The sequence below is a fragment of the Serratia proteamaculans genome, from assembly GCF_008830365.1.
GTDB lineage: Bacteria > Pseudomonadota > Gammaproteobacteria > Enterobacterales > Enterobacteriaceae > Serratia > Serratia proteamaculans.
Window position 1 is genome coordinate 571,409 of record NZ_WBKI01000001.1, and the last position, 17,633, is coordinate 589,041.

At 56.6% G+C, this 17,633-nt stretch carries 15 protein-coding genes and 1 pseudogene; 7 read left to right on the top strand and 9 right to left on the bottom strand.

Going from position 1 to position 17,633, the window contains the following annotated elements; all coding sequences use genetic code 11:
* Positions 1-355 precede the first annotated feature (355 nt).
* Positions 356-1,012: pseudogene (locus tag F8R23_RS02785) on the top strand (ATP-binding cassette domain-containing protein); the annotation flags it as partial.
* A 254-nt stretch (positions 1,013-1,266) separates the two neighbouring features.
* On the opposite strand, the gene F8R23_RS24130 reads toward F8R23_RS02785, so the two are convergent.
* The 4 genes from F8R23_RS24130 to F8R23_RS02800 form a co-directional block, all read right to left on the bottom strand.
* Positions 1,267-1,413: a hypothetical protein gene (locus F8R23_RS24130; protein ID WP_165366341.1), complete on the bottom strand. Its 147-nt coding sequence runs from the start codon at positions 1,411-1,413 to the stop codon at positions 1,267-1,269.
* Positions 1,410-1,892, bottom strand: coding sequence for a mchC domain protein (locus F8R23_RS02790; RefSeq protein ID WP_198642487.1), 483 nt, complete (start codon positions 1,890-1,892; stop codon positions 1,410-1,412). The genes F8R23_RS24130 and F8R23_RS02790 overlap by 4 nt, the downstream gene beginning before the upstream one ends.
* 81 nt (positions 1,893-1,973) lie before the next feature.
* Positions 1,974-2,261 carry an E492 group microcin gene (locus tag F8R23_RS02795; protein WP_129934747.1) on the bottom strand — a complete coding sequence of 96 codons (288 nt, stop codon included), beginning with the start codon at positions 2,259-2,261 and terminating at the stop codon, positions 1,974-1,976.
* Positions 2,258-2,521, bottom strand: coding sequence for a hypothetical protein (locus F8R23_RS02800; protein ID WP_129938048.1), 264 nt, complete (start codon positions 2,519-2,521; stop codon positions 2,258-2,260). Before F8R23_RS02800 ends, F8R23_RS02795 begins: the two co-directional genes overlap by 4 nt.
* Positions 2,522-2,849: 328 nt before the next feature.
* Between F8R23_RS02800 and dcp the strand changes: the two genes are divergently transcribed.
* Complete coding sequence (gene dcp / locus F8R23_RS02805) at positions 2,850-5,051, top strand: peptidyl-dipeptidase Dcp (RefSeq protein ID WP_129934745.1); 2,202 nt, start codon at positions 2,850-2,852, stop codon at positions 5,049-5,051.
* A gap of 126 nt (positions 5,052-5,177) precedes the next feature.
* A complete protein-coding gene (locus F8R23_RS02810) occupies positions 5,178-6,383 on the top strand; it encodes a serine hydrolase domain-containing protein (RefSeq protein ID WP_170287973.1) in 1,206 nt (401 codons plus the stop codon).
* A gap of 30 nt (positions 6,384-6,413) precedes the next feature.
* Here the strand turns inward: F8R23_RS02810 and F8R23_RS02815 are convergent, their stop codons facing one another.
* The 5 genes from F8R23_RS02815 to F8R23_RS02835 form a co-directional block, all read right to left on the bottom strand.
* Entirely contained in the window at positions 6,414-7,721 is a 1,308-nt protein-coding gene (locus F8R23_RS02815) for an MFS transporter (RefSeq protein ID WP_112347447.1), read from the bottom strand.
* 145 nt (positions 7,722-7,866) lie between these two features.
* A complete protein-coding gene (locus tag F8R23_RS02820; protein WP_129934744.1) occupies positions 7,867-8,502 on the bottom strand; it encodes an N-carbamoylsarcosine amidohydrolase in 636 nt (211 codons plus the stop codon).
* A 9-nt stretch (positions 8,503-8,511) separates the two neighbouring features.
* Complete coding sequence (locus F8R23_RS02825; RefSeq protein ID WP_129938050.1) at positions 8,512-9,264, bottom strand: maleate cis-trans isomerase family protein; 753 nt, start codon at positions 9,262-9,264, stop codon at positions 8,512-8,514.
* 16 nt (positions 9,265-9,280) lie between these two features.
* Complete coding sequence (locus tag F8R23_RS02830) at positions 9,281-10,075, bottom strand: alpha/beta fold hydrolase (protein WP_129934742.1); 795 nt, start codon at positions 10,073-10,075, stop codon at positions 9,281-9,283.
* Positions 10,072-11,223, bottom strand: a complete 1,152-nt coding sequence (locus tag F8R23_RS02835) for an FAD-dependent monooxygenase (RefSeq protein ID WP_129934741.1) — start codon at positions 11,221-11,223, stop codon at positions 10,072-10,074. Before F8R23_RS02835 ends, F8R23_RS02830 begins: the two co-directional genes overlap by 4 nt.
* A gap of 329 nt (positions 11,224-11,552) precedes the next feature.
* Between F8R23_RS02835 and F8R23_RS02840 the strand changes: the two genes are divergently transcribed.
* The 4 genes from F8R23_RS02840 (at position 11,553) to F8R23_RS02855 (ending at position 17,479) form a co-directional block, all read left to right on the top strand.
* A complete protein-coding gene (locus tag F8R23_RS02840; protein WP_129934740.1) occupies positions 11,553-12,611 on the top strand; it encodes a 2,5-dihydroxypyridine 5,6-dioxygenase in 1,059 nt (352 codons plus the stop codon).
* A gap of 66 nt (positions 12,612-12,677) precedes the next feature.
* The gene (locus F8R23_RS02845; protein WP_112347441.1) at positions 12,678-13,151 is read left to right on the top strand and encodes a MarR family winged helix-turn-helix transcriptional regulator; all 474 of its coding nucleotides are present in this window, start codon (positions 12,678-12,680) and stop codon (positions 13,149-13,151) included.
* 217 nt (positions 13,152-13,368) lie between these two features.
* Positions 13,369-13,911, top strand: a complete 543-nt coding sequence (locus F8R23_RS02850; protein ID WP_129934739.1) for a (2Fe-2S)-binding protein — start codon at positions 13,369-13,371, stop codon at positions 13,909-13,911.
* Positions 13,904-17,479 (top strand): molybdopterin cofactor-binding domain-containing protein, encoded by a 3,576-nt coding sequence (locus tag F8R23_RS02855; RefSeq protein WP_151415217.1) that lies wholly within the window; start codon positions 13,904-13,906, stop codon positions 17,477-17,479. Before F8R23_RS02850 ends, F8R23_RS02855 begins: the two co-directional genes overlap by 8 nt.
* Positions 17,480-17,633: the final 154 nt, after the last annotated feature.

A 17,633-nucleotide genomic window follows, 5' to 3' on the forward strand; every position in this document is an offset into this window, starting at 1 on the left:
ATGATTATCCTTACGATTCATTGCTCGAAAAACGGACTGGCTTGTCTTATAAGCGCTGCGGTTGTTTTTTCGGTGCCTTGACGTATGTTTCAAGCCAGGGTTGGCTTGAGCTTTATTTCTGGAAAGGGATCTCATGCGTGATTTGTTTCGACAGGAAGCCACTGAGCATCAGCGGGTGAAGTGGGCGGGCAAAGCCCTATTGATAACCGGGCTGCCCGCATGGTGCTTTGGTATTTTGTCGTTTTTATTTATTCTTATTTTTCTCTCTTTCCTTCTATTCAGCAATTATACGCGCCGCGTTAATGTTTATGGCGAAATTATAACCTTTCCTCGTTCGGTGAACGTGTTTGCGCCACAAGTCTTCATAAAAGGCAACGCCGCAGCGCTTCAGGTGCGGAATCTGCGTTACCAATATGATCGTTTGGCGAAACCTATCATCACGGATTTGAATCTCAGCATCGCGGCGGGAGAAAGCGTGGCGATCGTCGGCCCTTCCGGCGTGGGTAAAACGACGTTGATGAAGTTAATGTGTGGGCTGCTGCCGCCGGATGAAGGGGCCGTGCTGGTCGACGGTATGGATATCAGCAACATTGGCGTTAATAATTATCGCCAATGTATCGCTTGCGTGTTGCAGGATGACAAACTGTTGGCGGGCTCTATCGCTGAAAATATTTCCGGGTTCGACGCCGAAATGGATCTGAAGCGTATAGAAGCGTGCGCGCGGCGTTGCAATATGCATGATGATATTCAAAAAATGCCTATGGGGTATGAAACCTTGATCGGTGAATTAGGTGGCAGCTTGTCCGGCGGGCAAAAACAACGTTTGTTGATCGCACGTGCGCTGTATCGTCGGCCAAGTATATTATTCATGGATGAAGCAACCAGTCATTTGGATTTAAAAAACGAGGCACATATTAATAACGCCATTGCACAGTTGAATATCACTAGAGTTATTATTGCACACCGACCTTCGACTATTGAATCGGTCGATCGGTTGATTGCTTTGGTGTGATGGGTTATATAATTTAATTTTATTATTTTTATCGAGGTTATGTATGAAATGAAAAGACTAATTATCTTATACCTCACTTTTTTTATTGTAATTTTCACCGTCCAAATTATCTCAGGAAGCGGCGTGACCTATAAATCCATCGGTTATTCATTATTAGGTTCGGGAGTGTGGATGTTTTTTTCATCGGTAATTTCACGGTTATCACAAAAGGAGAAGTAAAATGAGAGCATTGCTAGAAAGTGAGATTATGCTAATTAATGGTGGCGATATTGACCGAGAGGCTGTTGTTGCTGGCGGAACCATTCCACCATTTTACCTGCGGTATAGGCGGCACCGCCGATGACGGCACCGGCAACGGTGCCAGGGGCGACGCCGACGCCGCCGGCCATCGAACCGGTCATTTTGCCGTCGCGGAAGACGCGACGTCGGCGATAGGGTTGTTGGCCAGCAAGATCGCGTTATTGGGCACTGCGCCGTAAGGCAGTTGCTTGGCCATTACGTTTCCCCATAATGCCTCCAACACTGCGCCTGTCATCGTCAACTCGCCATCGACATGTTTGGCACCTTGGCCGACTAACGCATTGGCTCCGATGCCTTTAACCTGCCAACGCCCATCAAAACCGCAGCGGGCGCCGCCGCCATTGCGCGAAATAGCACCGCCGCCATAACGTTCGGCGAAAAATACTTTTTCATCGTTGGAGAGTGGCGTGCAACCATCAAAAATAGCATGACGTTTATTTTCTTCGATAAGATAACTGGTCGCTGTTTTCAGATCATCCTGCTCGGCAGGGCTTAATGCATTGTGCCAGAGTAATTGAGAGCCTATTTTTTTTGCGACGAAAGGAATCAAACTTTCGTGAAGCATGGCGAGGTTTTTCATTTTTAAGCGTTATTGTTGTTATTGATACAGAGTGAGTTAAATACCAGCCTTATTGCGCAAGGGATAATAAGGACGCGTTTTTTAATTTGAAGAATCCGGTGTTGAAAGTGACGACGAAGGTGAAGGGCGCCCGCCGCCGCTGCCGTTCCATGTCGGGCCCATTGGAACCTGCGGAATAGCAATGTTGACCGGCAGATGCGGTGCGGTCTGAATAGCAATTTCGGTTCCAACCCCAACGGCTAACGATACCGGCGTGGGTAATTTCGCTATTGTGCTTAGGCTACCGACAATGAGGGAGGTCGGGTTATAAGAATCGTTGCCGTCAGACCCGCTAGTGAATGATAATTCAACTTCCGTTAATGCTCTCATTTAAATTCCTTCTTGCGAGAGGTGGTGTACAAAAAAAGCGAAAAAATAAATGCCATCGGGAAACCATAAATTGCCGTTGTTTTTAGTGCGGCCAGATCCAAAAGGATCGCCTGGCGCTGCAGGCAGTAGTCTAAAAAAACGGCAAGGGGAAAGATCAGGAACGGCACGACGATGTGATAGGTGCGCCATCCTTTTTTTTGCGCTTTTTTATAGATGTAACTGATAATAAGGATAAAAATGATAATTAGAATCATTTCCATTATAAGGTGCATTTGATTAGCTCCATTAATCAAAGTTTACATCAAGTTACATTGGCTAACCTGACAAGTCAACAGGCTATCTTATAATTCCTTTCACTTTTCATAGGGTTGAATTAATTCCCTATGCAACTGTTTCGCATGCTGACTATATATCGCTGATAAAAAATAGCGGCGCGACCGAGGCGTATTGAATGCAGTCGGCAAGGTGACTAACTTCTAATCACTTGTTTTTGCTCAATCTCCCAACAGCGCCTAAGCTAGGATGTGACTCAAGGGGAGATGAGCTCTCCGCGACCTTATTCTGTGAACATGGAGGAGTTTCGATTTGATGCGTTTATCGACATTGGTGTTGGCGATCGGCATGGCGCTGGGCTCGCAGGCACAGGCAGAAGAAACCCATCCGCACGCGGACCATAGCGCGTTGCCAAGTGGCCAGGCAAAGGAGGCTAACGTGACCGGTGAAGCCAACCAACACAACAATAAAAAGAATGAAAACCCGTTCTTCTATCAAAGTCGTCTGCCATTCCAGGCACCGCCGTTCAATCTGATCAAAGAAAGCGATTATGCCCCGGCGATCGACGCCGGTATCAAGCAAAAGCTGGAGGAAGTGGAGAAGATCGCCAACAACCCGGCCAAGCCTGACTTTAAAAATACCTTAGTGGCGCTGGAACAAAGCGGCGCGATGTTGTCACGGGTGATGAATGTGTTTGGTGCCATGACTTCGGCCAACACCAGCGACACGTTGCAAAAGTTGGATGAGCAAAGCTCACCGAAGCTGGCGGCGTTGGATGATGCCATCATGCTCAACAGCAAGCTGTTTGCCCGTATCAAGGCCGTTCATCAGCAGCTCGACACGCTGAAACTGGATGCGGAATCACGTCGATTGGTTGAAGTGACCTATAAGAACTTCGAACTGGCGGGGGCCAATCTGTCCGACGCCGATAAAACCAAGCTGAAGGCGCTGAACCAGGAAGCAGCAACGCTGAGCACCCAGTTCTCCAACAAATTGCTGGCGGCGACCAAAGAGGGCGCGCTGGTGATCACCGAACAAGGGAAACTGGATGGCCTGTCGGAAGGCGAACTGGCTGCGGCGTCCCAGGCGGCCGGTGAACGCAAGCTGGATAAACAGTGGCTGCTGGTGTTGCAAAACACCACTCAGCAACCGGAATTGCAGAGCCTGAAAAACCGCGAGACGCGTAAAGCCCTGTTTGATGCCTCGTGGAACCGCGCAGAAAAGGGCGACGCTAACGACACTCGCCAGACTATTGCTCGTTTGGCTAAAGTGCGTGCTGAGCAGGCCAAACTGCTGGGCTTCCCGAATTACGCAGCCTGGAAGTTGCAAAACCAGATGGCGAAAACCCCTGATGCCGCGCTGAGCTTTATGCGAGATATCGTCCCGGCGGCTACCGCACGTGCCGAACGTGAGGCCAAAGATATTCAGGCGGTGATTGACCAGCAAAAAGGCGGTTTCAAGGTTGAAGCCTGGGACTGGCAGTTCTACGCCGAACAGGTACGCAAAGCCAAATACGACCTGGATGAGTCACAGATCAAACCTTACTTTGAGCTGGATAACGTGCTGAACAACGGCGTGTTCTATGCCGCTAACCTGCTGTACGGTATCAGTTTCAAAGAGCGTAAGGACATCCCGGTTTATCAGCCGGACGTAAGGGTTTATGAGGTGTTCGATAAAGACGGCAAATCGCTGGCGTTGTTCTATACCGACTTCTTTAAGCGCGACAACAAGGGCGGTGGCGCCTGGATGAGCAACTTTGTCGAGCAGTCGAAGCTGAAAGGCACCAAGCCGGTGATTTACAACGTCGCCAACTTCACCAAACCGGCACCGGGTCAGCCTGCACTGTTGTCGTACGATGACGTGATAACCATGTTCCACGAGTTTGGCCATGCGTTGCACGGTATGTTCGCCGATCAGGAATATCCAAGCCTGTCCGGCACTAACACCGCGCGTGATTTTGTCGAGTTCCCATCGCAGTTCAACGAGCACTGGGCCAGCGATCCCAAGGTCTTTGCGCACTACGCCAAGCATTACAAAACCGGTGAAGCGATGCCGCAAGAGTTGGTCGACAAAATCAAAAAGGCCGACAAGTTCAACAAAGGCTATGACATGACCGAACTGCTGTCTGCGGCGTTGTTGGACATGCACTGGCATATGTTGAGTGCCGACCAGCCGCAGCAGGACGTGGATAAGTTCGAGGCTGAATCGCTGATGAAAGACAAAATCGATCTCAGCTATGTGCCGCCGCGCTACCGTTCCAGCTACTTTAAGCATATCTGGGGTAACGGCTATGCGGCCGGTTACTACGCCTATCTGTGGACCGAAATGCTGGCGGATGATGCCTTCCAGTGGTTCAGCGAACATGGCGGCCTGACCGCAGAGAACGGCCAGCGTTTCCGCAATATGATCCTGTCACGCGGTAACAGTCAGGACCTGGAAAAACTGTATATCGACTGGCGCGGTAAGGCGCCAAGCATTGAACCGATGCTGATTAACCGGGGCTTGAAAGACGAGTAATACACCAGGGTGTTAGCCGGAAGGGCCACTAAGGACGCAAACTTGCTTGCGTCCTTTTTTTATTCCACGGGGACATAGCCGGTGTGATGGTTTATCATGCGCCGATTATTTTTTGGCCCGTGAGCAATGAAGATAAGAATCCTCCTAACGCGCTGTTTTGCTTTGATTATGCCATTGCTGCTTTCAGCCTGTGGCACGTTATCACGCATGCCGACCGACACATCACCGTTGGAAAGCAGGCGCTTGGCGTGCAGTGCTGACTTGCAGGCTGAGGTCGACAGCCTGGCACGGCCGATTATTGACGGCGAGCAGACGCCGGGGTTGGTGGTGGGCGTATTGACGGCAGACGGGCAGGCGCACACCTATGGTTACGGCGTGACCGATACGCCGCAGGGCTATCCGGTCAGCGGCAATACGCTGTTTGCCGTGGGATCGGTCAGCAAAGGGTTTATCGCCGAGGTGACGGTGGTATTGGTCAACAAGGGCGTGCTGCATTGGGACGATACGTTGGCTACCTTACTGCCGCCCGGCACCTTGCTCAGCAAGGATGCGGCCAAAATTACCCTGCTGCAGTTGGTGACCCATACCTCGGGCCTGCCGCGTCAGATGATGACACCGGAGATGTTGGGGGCCTTTGTCCGCTATCTGTTTACCGGCGATAATTTTTATGGCTCGCTGGATACGCCAAAAGTCCTCGACGACCTGGCGCAGTTTGAGGCCCCGGCCGTTGAAGCGCCGCGCTATTCCAATCTGGGCTATGCGCTGCTGGATTACATCCTGCAACGGCGCACCGGTAAAACCGTCGATCGTCTGACCACGGAAAACATTCTCCAGCCGTTGGGGTTGATCCACACCAGTTACGATGCACAGCAGTTGCCGGGTTATGCGCAACGGGCCATTGGCCATGCCGGCGATCAGCCCAAGTTTATTCGGCGCGGGCAGCCGGTGCCCGACTGGCAGTTTTCTTCCTATATGATTGGCGCCGCCGGGTTATATACCGACGCCGACGATCTGCTGCGCTATGCGCAGGCACATTTCGTCCCTACTGGTTCGGCAGCACTGGATCAGGCGCTGAAAGACTCGCTGACCGTGCATTTTGCGCGCAGTAAAGAGGCGGCGGCCATCGCCTGGGTGGTTGACGACGTGGGCTCGCAGCAAATTACCTATCAGGTGGGGTTTATCGGCGGCTATTCCAGCTATATCGGCCTGGATCTGCGCCATAAAACAGCGGTGGTGGTGCTGCAAAACAGCTTTAACTGGAGTAACAATATTGGTCATCGTTTGCTGCAACGCATGGGCGAGGCGGCGGACGGGCATTTCATCTGCCCATAAGTCGGGCCCCGCGAACGGAGCCCAACATCCTCAGCGGTTAACCACCTTGGCCGGCAGCGCGACCACCAGCAGGGAACTGATCAACAGGCAACCGGCGAACGCCCAGAGTGCACCACCGCTTTTGCCGGTCAGATCCAGCGCCAGCCCCATCAGCGAGTTACTCACCAACCCGGCGATATTGGCCAATGAGCAGGCCAATGCGAAGCCGGTTGCTGCCGCCGTCCCCCGCAGGAAAGTGGCGGGCAGGCTGAAGAACACCGGTACCGCCCCGATGATCGCCGCCTGGGCGACAGAGAACAACAGCACCGTGGCGATTACGTTGTGGGTGAAGAAAGTGCTACCGGCCATCGCCATCGCGCCGACAATAAATGGCACTATGATATGCCAGCGTCGTTCACGCATACGATCAGAACTGGTGCCGATCAACAACATCCCCAGCAGGGCGGCGACGCTCGGCAGCGCGGTCAGCATACCTATAGTGGTAATGTCGGTCACCCCGGCGGTTTTGATAAAGGTCGGCATCCAGAACCCCATCGCATAGGCGCTAAGCAGGATCGAGAAGTCAATGCCGCCCAGCATCCAGACCTTGAGATTAAAGAAGCCGTCGCGGAAGCTGTGTTTACTGTGACCGGCCTCGGCGTCGTCTTGCGCCAGATCCTCGGCAATACGCTGTTTCTCTTCGTCGGATAACCATTTGGCCTGGCGAAAATTGTTCGGCAACACCCAGAAAGTCAGTACCCCCAGCAGCACGCTGGGGATGCCCTCCAGCAGGAACAACCATTGCCAGCCATGCAGCCCGTGGCGCATATCAAAATGCCCCATGATCCAGCCGGAAATCGGCCCACCCAGCACGCTCGACAGCGGCAGACCGATCATGAACAACGCAATAATGCGGCCGCGGCGGTAGGTTGGGAACCACAGCGTCAGGTAATACAGCACGCCGGGCAGGAAACCGGCTTCCGCCACGCCGAGCAGAAAACGGATGACGTAAAACTGGTTAGGCGTGGTGACGAACATGGTGCAGGCGGAAAGCAGGCCCCAGGTGATCATGATGCGGGCAATCCACACCTTGGCACCGACCCGTTGCAGGATCAGGTTGCTCGGTACCTCAAACAGGATATAGCCGACAAAAAACAGCCCGGCTCCCAGACCGAAGGCCGCCTCGCTCAATTGCAGTTGATCGGCCATCTGCAGCTTGGCCAGCCCGACGTTGATGCGGTCGAGATAGGCGGCCAGATAGCACAGACAGAGGAACGGGATCAGCTTCCAGGTGATTTTGCGGTACAGAAGCGATTCTGCGCCCGCTTTCCCGGTTAACGGGGTTTCAACAATGGCCATGATGATGTCTCCAGGTGGTGCATGGTGGCCTCCGGAGGAGGAGCGTTGTGTGTTTGCTTGGAAGCCGCCCTGTATCGGGCGGTCGCCTGAGGCGCTTGCCGCGCCTTCTTTATTTTTCAGCTCTCCGTGCAGGTGAAACTCTGGATTACAGCCGGTTCAGATAATCGATAGCCTCCCGTTTGGCCACGACGTCGCCGTATTTACTGTCGATGTCGAACAGGTTGGCCTCATGCGGACCAGGGTGACGATCGCCCACGCATTCACGTACCACGATGGTGCGAAAGCCGTGCTGTACCGCATCCACAGCGCTGGCGCGGATACACCCGCTGGTGGAACAGCCGACCAGCAGCAAAGTATCGACGCCGAGCGCCACCAGCATGGGGGCCAGCGAGGTACCAAAAAAGGCGCTGGCATACTGCTTGGTCAACACCACTTCTGTGGCTCGCGGGGCCACCTGTGGACAGAACGCCGCCAGCGGATTCCCCTCCACCATGTCCTTCATGACCGGTGCTTTTTTCACCCAGATGCCGCCATCGGCAAAATGCCCTGCATGATAGCGGATATTGGTGTGGATCACCGGAATTCCCACCTGGCGCGCGGTTGCCAGCAGCGCCACGCTTTCTTCGACCGCACTGACCACGCCGGGAGCGAACAACGGCGCGCCTTCGGTGGTGTAACCCTGCATAAAGTCGACCACCAACAGGGCCGGGCGCAGACCGAAGCCGATGCGGTTACCCCAGACGCCGTGGTAGTTATCGGTAAGCGAGTGCTCGGCTGCCATTTTGCCTCCTTAATAAGCGCCGGACAGCAGGGCGCCGGCACCGGGAACGATCGGCTCCAGTTCCAGTGCCGTCAGCATGGCGTAGGTGGTGGCGATGGCGGCGGTCAGCACCGGCTTGCCGGTTTGCGCCTCAACGGTAGCGACCGCCGGTAATGACGGCATCTGCACGCAGGCAGACAGCACGATGGCGTCGACACCGCTCAGATCCATTTCGGCAACAATGCCCGGCAGTTTGGCCGGTTCATGACGGCCTACCGCCAGATTGTCGGCGATCTCCAGCGCGCGCCACACCTTGACCTCGATACCTTCGTGCTCGATATAGTCCACCACCATTTGGGTCAGTGGCTTCATGTAGGGGGCAACCAGCGCAATGCGTTTGGCACCCAGCACCTTCAGGCCGTTGACCAACGCACCGGCGCTGCTGATCACCGGGGCTGCGGCGTTGTTGTCCTGGGTAACCTGCGCCAACCGGGCCTGGGACTCGCGGTGATAGCCCAACCCCATCGACATGATCGCCACCAGGCAGGCATAGCCCAGCACATCAACCTGGGCGTCGGACAGCTCCAGTGCGCAGCGGTCTGATTCGGCGTCCATGGCTGCCAGTTCCGCCTTGCTGACGTGTTTCATGCGCATGCGGCTGGAGTGAAAGGTAAAGCGTTCCGGACGGATCAACTGGCGTGCCGTCAGCATCGCCGGGATCTCAGTTTCCATCGTGGTGTTGGAACTGGGCACGATCTGGCCGATACGGTAATTTTTACTCATGACAAAGGCTCCTTAATTAATCCAGAAAATCGCCCAAGGCGTGGAAGAAACCGTCGAAGTCATCCCACGGGATCATATGGCCGGCTTTTTCAACCTGTACCAAGGTGATTTCCGGCTGCAACTGGCGGATCTCCGCTGCGTCTTCCGGTTGGATCACACCGCCAAGGCCCGCAATCATCAGCAGCGTCGGCATGCTCAGTGAGGGGTAATCACGATGACTGTCGACCTGATGAAAATCTTCGTAGGCGCGTTGGATCGCCGGTTCGTAGCAGGTGTGCAGCCATTCGGCCCGCAGTTGGCGCTGCTGTTCGCTCCAGCTCGGGCAGTAGGCCCGCATCTGCTCGGCGTCCATTCCCTGCAATGACTGACGAATCGAATCCACGTACCAGGGCCATTTGCCTGGGTATTCACGACGGCCGGGGCCGGAGACCGGCGGATCGACCAATACCAATCGCCGTACGCCAGCCGGTTGCAACGCAGCGGCGCGCAGGGCAAAGCGCGCCCCCATCGAATGGCCGAGCAGGGCGTAGTTTTCCAGCTTTAATGCGGCGGCGAAGGCGTTGACGTCCTCGGCGCAGGTTTCGGCGTCATAGGCCAGGTCTGGCCCGCTGGCGGACAGGCCACGACCGCGCACGTCCAGCACATAGGTGTCGTAGCGCTCGGCCAGGCGTTCAGCAACGAAGCCCCAGGTGATCGCCGGGCTGGTGATACCGGGGATCAGGATCAGTACCGGCCCCTGGCCACCGTAGCGCAGGTAGTGCTGGCGGATACCGTTGGCCTGCACGTTGGCGCCATACAGAAAATGGCTCATGCGGCGTTCTCCGACTTCAGCGTCTGCGCGTACAGGTCATAGCCGTAAACCCAGGCAGGATCTTCCTGAGTGCGCAGGAAGGTATTGGCATTCGAGACCGCCTGGACGCGGGAGGCGCGTTCTTTGCGGTTGGCTTCATACAGTTGGAAAGCGGTGCGGTAGTCGGTCAAACCGGTCTCTTGCAGGCAGCGCGCCAGCATGGCCGCATCTTCGATCGCCATCGCCGCGCCTTGCGCCATGTGCGGTTTCATCGGGTGGCAGGCGTCGCCCAGCAACACCATGCGGCCTTCGCTCCACAGCGGCAGTGGTTTACGGTTTAACAGCGGCCATTTGGTGACCTGCTCGCTGGATTCGATCAGCGCTTGCACAATCGGGTGATAGCCGGCAAAGGTTTCGTACATTTCTTCGCGGCTGCTGTCGATAAAGCTGCCCTGGAAATCCCACGCCGGGTGGGGCACGCCGCTGACGTAGTAGTACTCGTCGCGTTTTTTGGTGGTGTAATAGACCATCAGGTGGCGATCTGCCGACCACCATTTCACGCAGTCTTCAAAACTCAGGTTGTATTTGGCCAGTTTCTCGCCGCGGATCAACGCGCGGTGGGCGACCCAGCCGCTGTAGGTGGGCGCTTCTGCGCCCAGCAGGTGTTCGCGAATGCGTGAGTTGATGCCGTCGGCGCCAATCACGATATCGGCGTGGGCCTGGGTGCCATCAGCAAAGTTCAGCACCACTTCGTTGTCACGCTCCTCAATCTTGCTCAGACACTTGCCAAAATGCACGCTGCCCGGTTGCAGGGCGGCCATCTGCAACGCCTGCAAATCGCCCCGATGCACCGTCACGTAAGCCGCACCGTACTCTTTGCGGGCAAAGGCGCCCAGCTCAATGCGCGACAGATAGTCACCGCTTTCGGCGTCGCGGCTGAACCAGAAGTCCGGGTGCGAGGCCATTTGCTCCAGCGGTTGCTCGATGCCGAGACGGCGGAAAATCTTCAGGACGTTCGGTCCCATATGGATACCGGCCCCCAGGCGTGAAAACACCGGGCTCTGTTCGTACAGGTCGACGGTAAAGCCCGCTTTCTGCAGCAGACCGGCGGCGGCAGCGCCACCCAGACCGGCACCGACCACGGCAATGCGTTGTTGTTTGCTCATCATTTTTCCCCTGACTGTTTGGTTTTTTACCTGTCATCCGCATTGATGCTGGACGATTGATTTATAGTGTATACGCTAAATAACGCAAAGTTGCACAAGTGTTAATTTAGATCTGGCTCACGCTAATTAACCGGCCATTGCTGTTAAACTCATGTTAATCACAGGATGGATAGGGCTTAAAATAGGATTTGCTTATGGGTGGCTGCGCGGCCTTGCTTCCTGTTTGATTTTCGGCTTAGATAATTAAAAGAGTGTGATCACTTTAATTTGTACAAAACAACCTCACCGGCGCCTGGTGTGTCGGCCAACCTTTAGCGAGACAGGAGATACACATGGCGGTCAATGATAGTCAGTTGGTTCAACTGTTCGAGCAGGTCCTTACGCTGTCGAAGGTTGATGCTTCGCAAAGCGTGGCGATCCTGAAAAGTCACTATTCCGATGCGCGTACGGTGCGCGCTGCCACCGATGCGGCACTGCGTCTGGGCGCCAAGGTTTACGCAGTCGAACTGCCGTCATTTAACCATCCGCGCGCCATGGGCAATGACATGACGGCTTACTGTGGCGATACGGCGTTGACCGGTAACCACGCAGCACAACGTGCACTGGAGGCGGCCGATCTGATTGTCGACACCATGATGCTGCTGCACTCGCCGGAGCAAGAGCAGATCCTGAAAACCGGCACGCGCATTCTGTTGGCCGTCGAACCTCCGGAGGTGTTGGCACGCATGTTGCCTAATGCAGAGGACAAAGCGCGAGTGCTGGCGGCGGCAGCGGTGCTGGAGCAGGCAAAGCTGATGCAGGTGAAGTCTGCCGCCGGCAGCGATTTCCGTGCGCCGTTGGGGCAATACCCGACGGTGACCGAATACGGCTACGCCGACGAACCGGGGCGCTGGGATCACTGGCCGAGCGGCTTCCTGTTCACCTGGCCGAATGAAGAACAGGCCGAAGGGGTGCTGGTACTGGAGGTGGGCGATATCCTGCTGCCGTTCAAGAGCTATGCCCGTGAACGCATTACGCTGGAGATCGACAAAGGCTTTGTGACGCGCATTCACGGCGGCTTCGAGGCGGAATACCTGCGGGAGTACATGAAGTATTTCAACGATCCGGAAGTGTACGGCATCTCGCATATCGGCTGGGGTTTGCAGCCGCGTGCGCAGTGGACGGCGATGGGGTTGCACGACAAAAACGACGGGATGTGTATGGATGCACGCGCCTTCTACGGCAATTTCCTGTTCTCCACCGGGCCGAATACCGAAGTCGGCGGCACGCGCAAAACGCCGTGCCATATGGATATCGCGCTGCGCCACTGCGACATCAGCCTGGATGGCACCACGGTGGTGGCCGATGGTGAAGTGGTGGCACCTGCGGCGTCGCGGGTCAACCGGGGTTAACCTTGCTGCTAAACGCGGGGGTTTGTACTATTCTCGGTGGTTTCCATCGATGGTGAGAGTAACGCAATGACGCCCCCCGAATACCCGGCTGCAGATAACGGCAAGACCGAAAATTATCACTTTACTGAACAAGTCGGGCACCTGCTGCGTAAGGTTTATCAGCGCCACGTGGCGATTTTCCAGCAAAACGTGGGCGATTCGCAACTGACCGCCGTGCAGTTTATTACCCTGTGCGCGGTGCGCGACATGGGCCCAAGTTCGTTGACCGAACTGGTGCAGGTGACGGCGGTCGATCAGGCCACCATTCGCGGTATTGTCGAGCGTCTCAAGGCGCGTGACCTGATCACCGTGATGCCGGATCCGATCGACCGACGCAAAGTGGTGGTTGGGCTGACCGATACCGGTGCCGTGCTGTTGGCTGAAACAGTGCCGCATGCGGCGACGATCACAGAATTAACTTTCGGTACGCTGAATCCGGCCGAACGTATAGCACTGATGTTCCTGCTCAATAAAATGCTGGAAGACCAGCCGCCCGGCTGATTCGCCACCCGCAACTGCGGTTGTCTGGTGAATGCGGTGGCGGCGAGGTCACGGCCGACAATACATACCCTAGAGCTTTCAAGTTGCAACTAGGCGCCCAGCTTGCTCATCCCCACGCGCTTACTCGAGTAAGTAACTGGGGATGAGCAAGTGCAGCTAACAACGCTGCGGCTTGAAAGATGACGGGTATAACCAGAGCGCAGGCGGAGACGCAATAATGGCGATAGCTGAAGTGCAATTGCCCAGGGAAGGTGCGGTAAAAACACTGACGGAGCATCCGCTGATGCTGTCAGTCAACGGCGAAAATATTCATATCCAAGTCATGGCGGATACCCCTCTGCTATTGGTACTGCGAAACGATCTGGCGCTCAACGGTCCGAAATACGGCTGCGGTCTCGGTGAATGCGGGGCCTGCACCGTGTTGATAGACGGCATCGCCGCACGCTCTTGTGTGATCCCGGCGCTGGGTGTGACCGGTCGCGCGGTGACCACGCTGGAAGGGCTGGGCGATCGTGACCATCTGCACCCGGTGCAACGGGCCTTTATAGAAGAACAGGCCGCGCAGTGCGGCTACTGCCTGAATGGCATGATCATGACCACCAAAGCCCTTTTGGATCGCAATCCGTCGCCCAGCGACCGCGAAATCCGCCAGGCGCTGTCCGGCAACCTGTGCCGCTGCGGCACCCATATCGAAATCCTGCGTGCGGTTCAGCGCGCCATCATTCTTTGCCGCAGTGAGGAAACCTCGCCCCATGACTGACACCCATTCCTCATTACCGAGCCAGGCCGAATTATTGCAGCGTCATGGCACGTTGCTGATTATCGATCAGATCCAGCCGCCGCCGGGTCTGGTGCCGAAAGGTCAGACGCCGAGCCTGAAACCCAAAGAACCGGGGCTGTTTATCGCCATTTGCGACAGCGGTGAGGTTTACGCCTTCAACGGCCATGTCGATCTTGGCACCGGGGTACGCACCGCGCTGGGGCAAATCGTCGCCGAAGAACTTTACTTACGCATGGAACAGGTGCGCATGGTGTTGGGCGATACCGAAAGCACGCCAAATCAGGGCGCGACCATCGCCAGCGCCACGCTACAGATTTCTGCCGTGCCGCTGCGTAATGCGGCGGCCGAGGCACGGCGCTGGCTGCTGCAACAGGCCGCACAACACTTTGGCGTTACGGTTGAACAACTGACGTTGAATGACGGCAGGATTGTCGGCCCACAGGGACAAGCGCTGAGCTACGGCGAACTGGTCACCGGTGTGCATGTTGAACTATCGATCTCCGGCGATGCGCCGCTCAAGCCGCAGGCCGAATACTGCTTGGTTGGCACCAGCACTGCGCGTGTCGATATCCCGGCCAAGGCCACCGGCGAATCTACCTATGTGCACGACATGCGGCTGCCGAACATGCTGCACGGTCGGGTGGTGCGGCCACCCTATGCCGGTTATGACAGCGGCGAGTTTGTCGGCACCAGCCTGCTGGCGGTGGACGAGTCGTCCATTGCCCATATTCCCGGCATCGTCAAACTGGTGGTGATCGGGGATTTTATCGGCATCGTCGCCGAGCGCGAAGAACAGGCGATCAAGGCAGCGGAAGCGCTGCAGGTGAGCTGGAAGGACTGGCGGCGTAACCTGCCGCAGATGACCGACGTTGCGCAGGCGCTGCGTGATAACCCGCACTCGACACGGGTGGTGCATGACACTGGCAACGTAGATGCGGCATTGGCTGCTGCCGATCGGCGCTTTACCCACAGTTACCTGTGGCCGTATCAACTGCACGCCTCGATCGGCCCGTCTTGTGCGCTGGCGGACTACCAACTGCAGCAGTTACAGGTTTGGTCAGGCAGCCAGAACCCGCATCTGCTGCGTGCCGATCTCGCCTGGCTGTTGGAATACCCGGAAGAACAAATCGACATTATCCGCATGGAGGCGGCGGGCTGTTATGGCCGCAACTGCGCCGATGATGTCTGTGCCGATGCGGCGTTATTGTCGCGAGCGGTCGGCCGCCCGGTACGGGTGCAGTTAACCCGCGAGCAGGAACACCTGTGGGAACCCAAGGGCACCGCACAACTGATGGAGGTGGATGGTGGACTGGACGCCGCCGGTCATCCTGTGGCCTATGATTTTCGCACCTATTACCCGTCCAACGGCGCACCTACGCTGGCGCTGTTGCTGACCGGAATGGTTGAACCGGTGCCGGTGGCCTATGAGATGGGGGATCGTACCTCGGTGCCGCCTTACGAATACCCGGAGCTGCGCGTCAGCATTGAGGATATGGCGCCAATCGTTCGCGCCTCCTGGATGCGTGGCGTGTCGGCACTGCCGAATACCTTCGCGCACGAGTCCTATATTGATGAACTGGCCACTGCGGCCGGTGTGGATCCGCTCGAATACCGACTGCGTTATATCAAGGATCAGCGGGCCACCGAACTGATGCTCAGCACCGCCGAACGTGCAGGCTGGACGCCGCATACCGAACCGATGCAAACCCCGGCGGAAGATGGGGTGCTGCGCGGGCGTGGTTTTGCCTATGCGCGCTATATTCACAGCAAATTCCCCGGTTTTGGTGCTGCCTGGGCGGCCTGGGTCGCCGATGTGGCGATCGACAAGGCCAGCGGCGAAGTGGCGGTGACGCGTATTGTGGTCGGACACGATGCCGGCATGATGGTCAACCCGGACGGTGTGCGCCACCAGATCCACGGCAACGTGATCCAGTCGACCAGCCGGGTGTTGAAAGAGCGGGTGACCTTCGAAGAATCGACCATTTCCAGCAAGGAATGGGGGGCTTACCCGATCCTGACTTTCCCTGAGGTACCGGCAGTTGACGTGGTGATGATGCCACGGCCCTACGATCCGCCGCTGGGGGCCGGGGAGTCTGCTTCGGTGCCCAGTGCTGCGGCCATTGCCAACGCGGTGTTTGACGCCACCGGCATTCGTTTCCGCGAGTTGCCGATCACTTCCGACCGACTGCGCGAGGCGCTGAACGGCCCGGATAGCGCCCGACAGGAAGCTGCGCCAGCGGCTAAACCCAGGCGCAGTAAATGGTGGTTTGGCGGTGCGGCCGGTATTTTTGGCGCGGTGTTGGGCGTAGCGGCTACGGCACTGCCGTGGCGTGCCGAAATTGCCCCGGTAGCCACTGCGGGAGCGGGTACCTGGTCGGCCGCCACCCTGGAACGGGGTCGTCAACTGGCCGCCGTCGGGGATTGCGCGGTGTGCCACACCGCCTCGGAAGGGGCAACCAACGCCGGTGGGCTGGCAATGGAGACTCCGTTTGGCACCCTGTACAGCACCAATATCACGCCGGATGTGGAGACCGGCATCGGCAACTGGTCGTTTGGCGCTTTTGACCGGGCGATGCGTCAAGGCATCAGCCGCGACGGACGTAATCTGTACCCGGCTTTTCCTTATACGTCGTTTAGCAAAATGACCGACGGTGATATGCAGGCGCTGTATGCCTATATGATGTCGCAGCCAGCGGTCGCGCAGAGCAATCCGGCTAACCAGATGCGTTTTCCGTTTAATGTCCGCCCGTTGATGGCCGGTTGGAATGCACTGTTTCTGCGTCAGGGTGAGTTTCAGCCGGACCCTGCGCAAACCGCCCAGTGGAACCGGGGCTCTTATCTGGTCAATGGGTTGGGGCACTGTGCGGCCTGCCATTCACCGCGTAATTTGATGGGGGCGGAAAAGGGGGGCAGCAGCTTCCTGGCCGGGGCGATGGTGGACGGCTGGGAAGCCCCGGCGCTGAACCAACTGGCCACGGCGGAGAAACCCTGGGATGAAGAACAGCTGTTCCAGTACCTGAGCAGCGGTCATTCCGCCGAGCACGGCGTCGCGGCCGGGCCAATGGGGCCGGTGGTCAGCGAGCTGGCGACGTTGCCGGAGTCTGACGTGCGGGCGATGGCCAACTATCTGATATCCCTGAGCAGCCCGGCTCAATTAAATGTAGAGCCGCAGGTCAAACTGGCCACCCGTCTGCAACCTGCCCTGGGGCAACAGGCCGGTGAACGCCTGTTTCAGGGGGCCTGTCAGGCCTGCCACAGTGCCGCTGCCGGTGGGCCACAGCTGTTTGGCGTCAGTCCGGATCTGGCCAATAACACCAATATTTTCAGTGAGCGACCGGATAACCTGATCAAAGTGATCCTGCAGGGGATTGCCAAACCTGCCACCGCCGATCTGGGTTTTATGCCGGGCTTTAAGGACAGTTTCTCCGATCGGCAGGTGGCAGATCTGGTGAATTACCTGCGCCAGCGTTATGCCGGTGACAAACCGGCCTGGCGCAATGTGGAAGCGCAGGTGGCCAGGCTGCGTGCCAATCCGGGCAGCCATTAATCTCTACTGGGAGGCGGCGCTTTTGCGTCGCTGTTTATTTATTGGTTTATTGGCATTACTAATTTAAATTCCCAAGGTAAGTTGTTAGTTGAATATTAAATAAATAAGGTTTTTTTTGCGATAGAATTAATATTGATTCTTGTTAGTTTCCAGA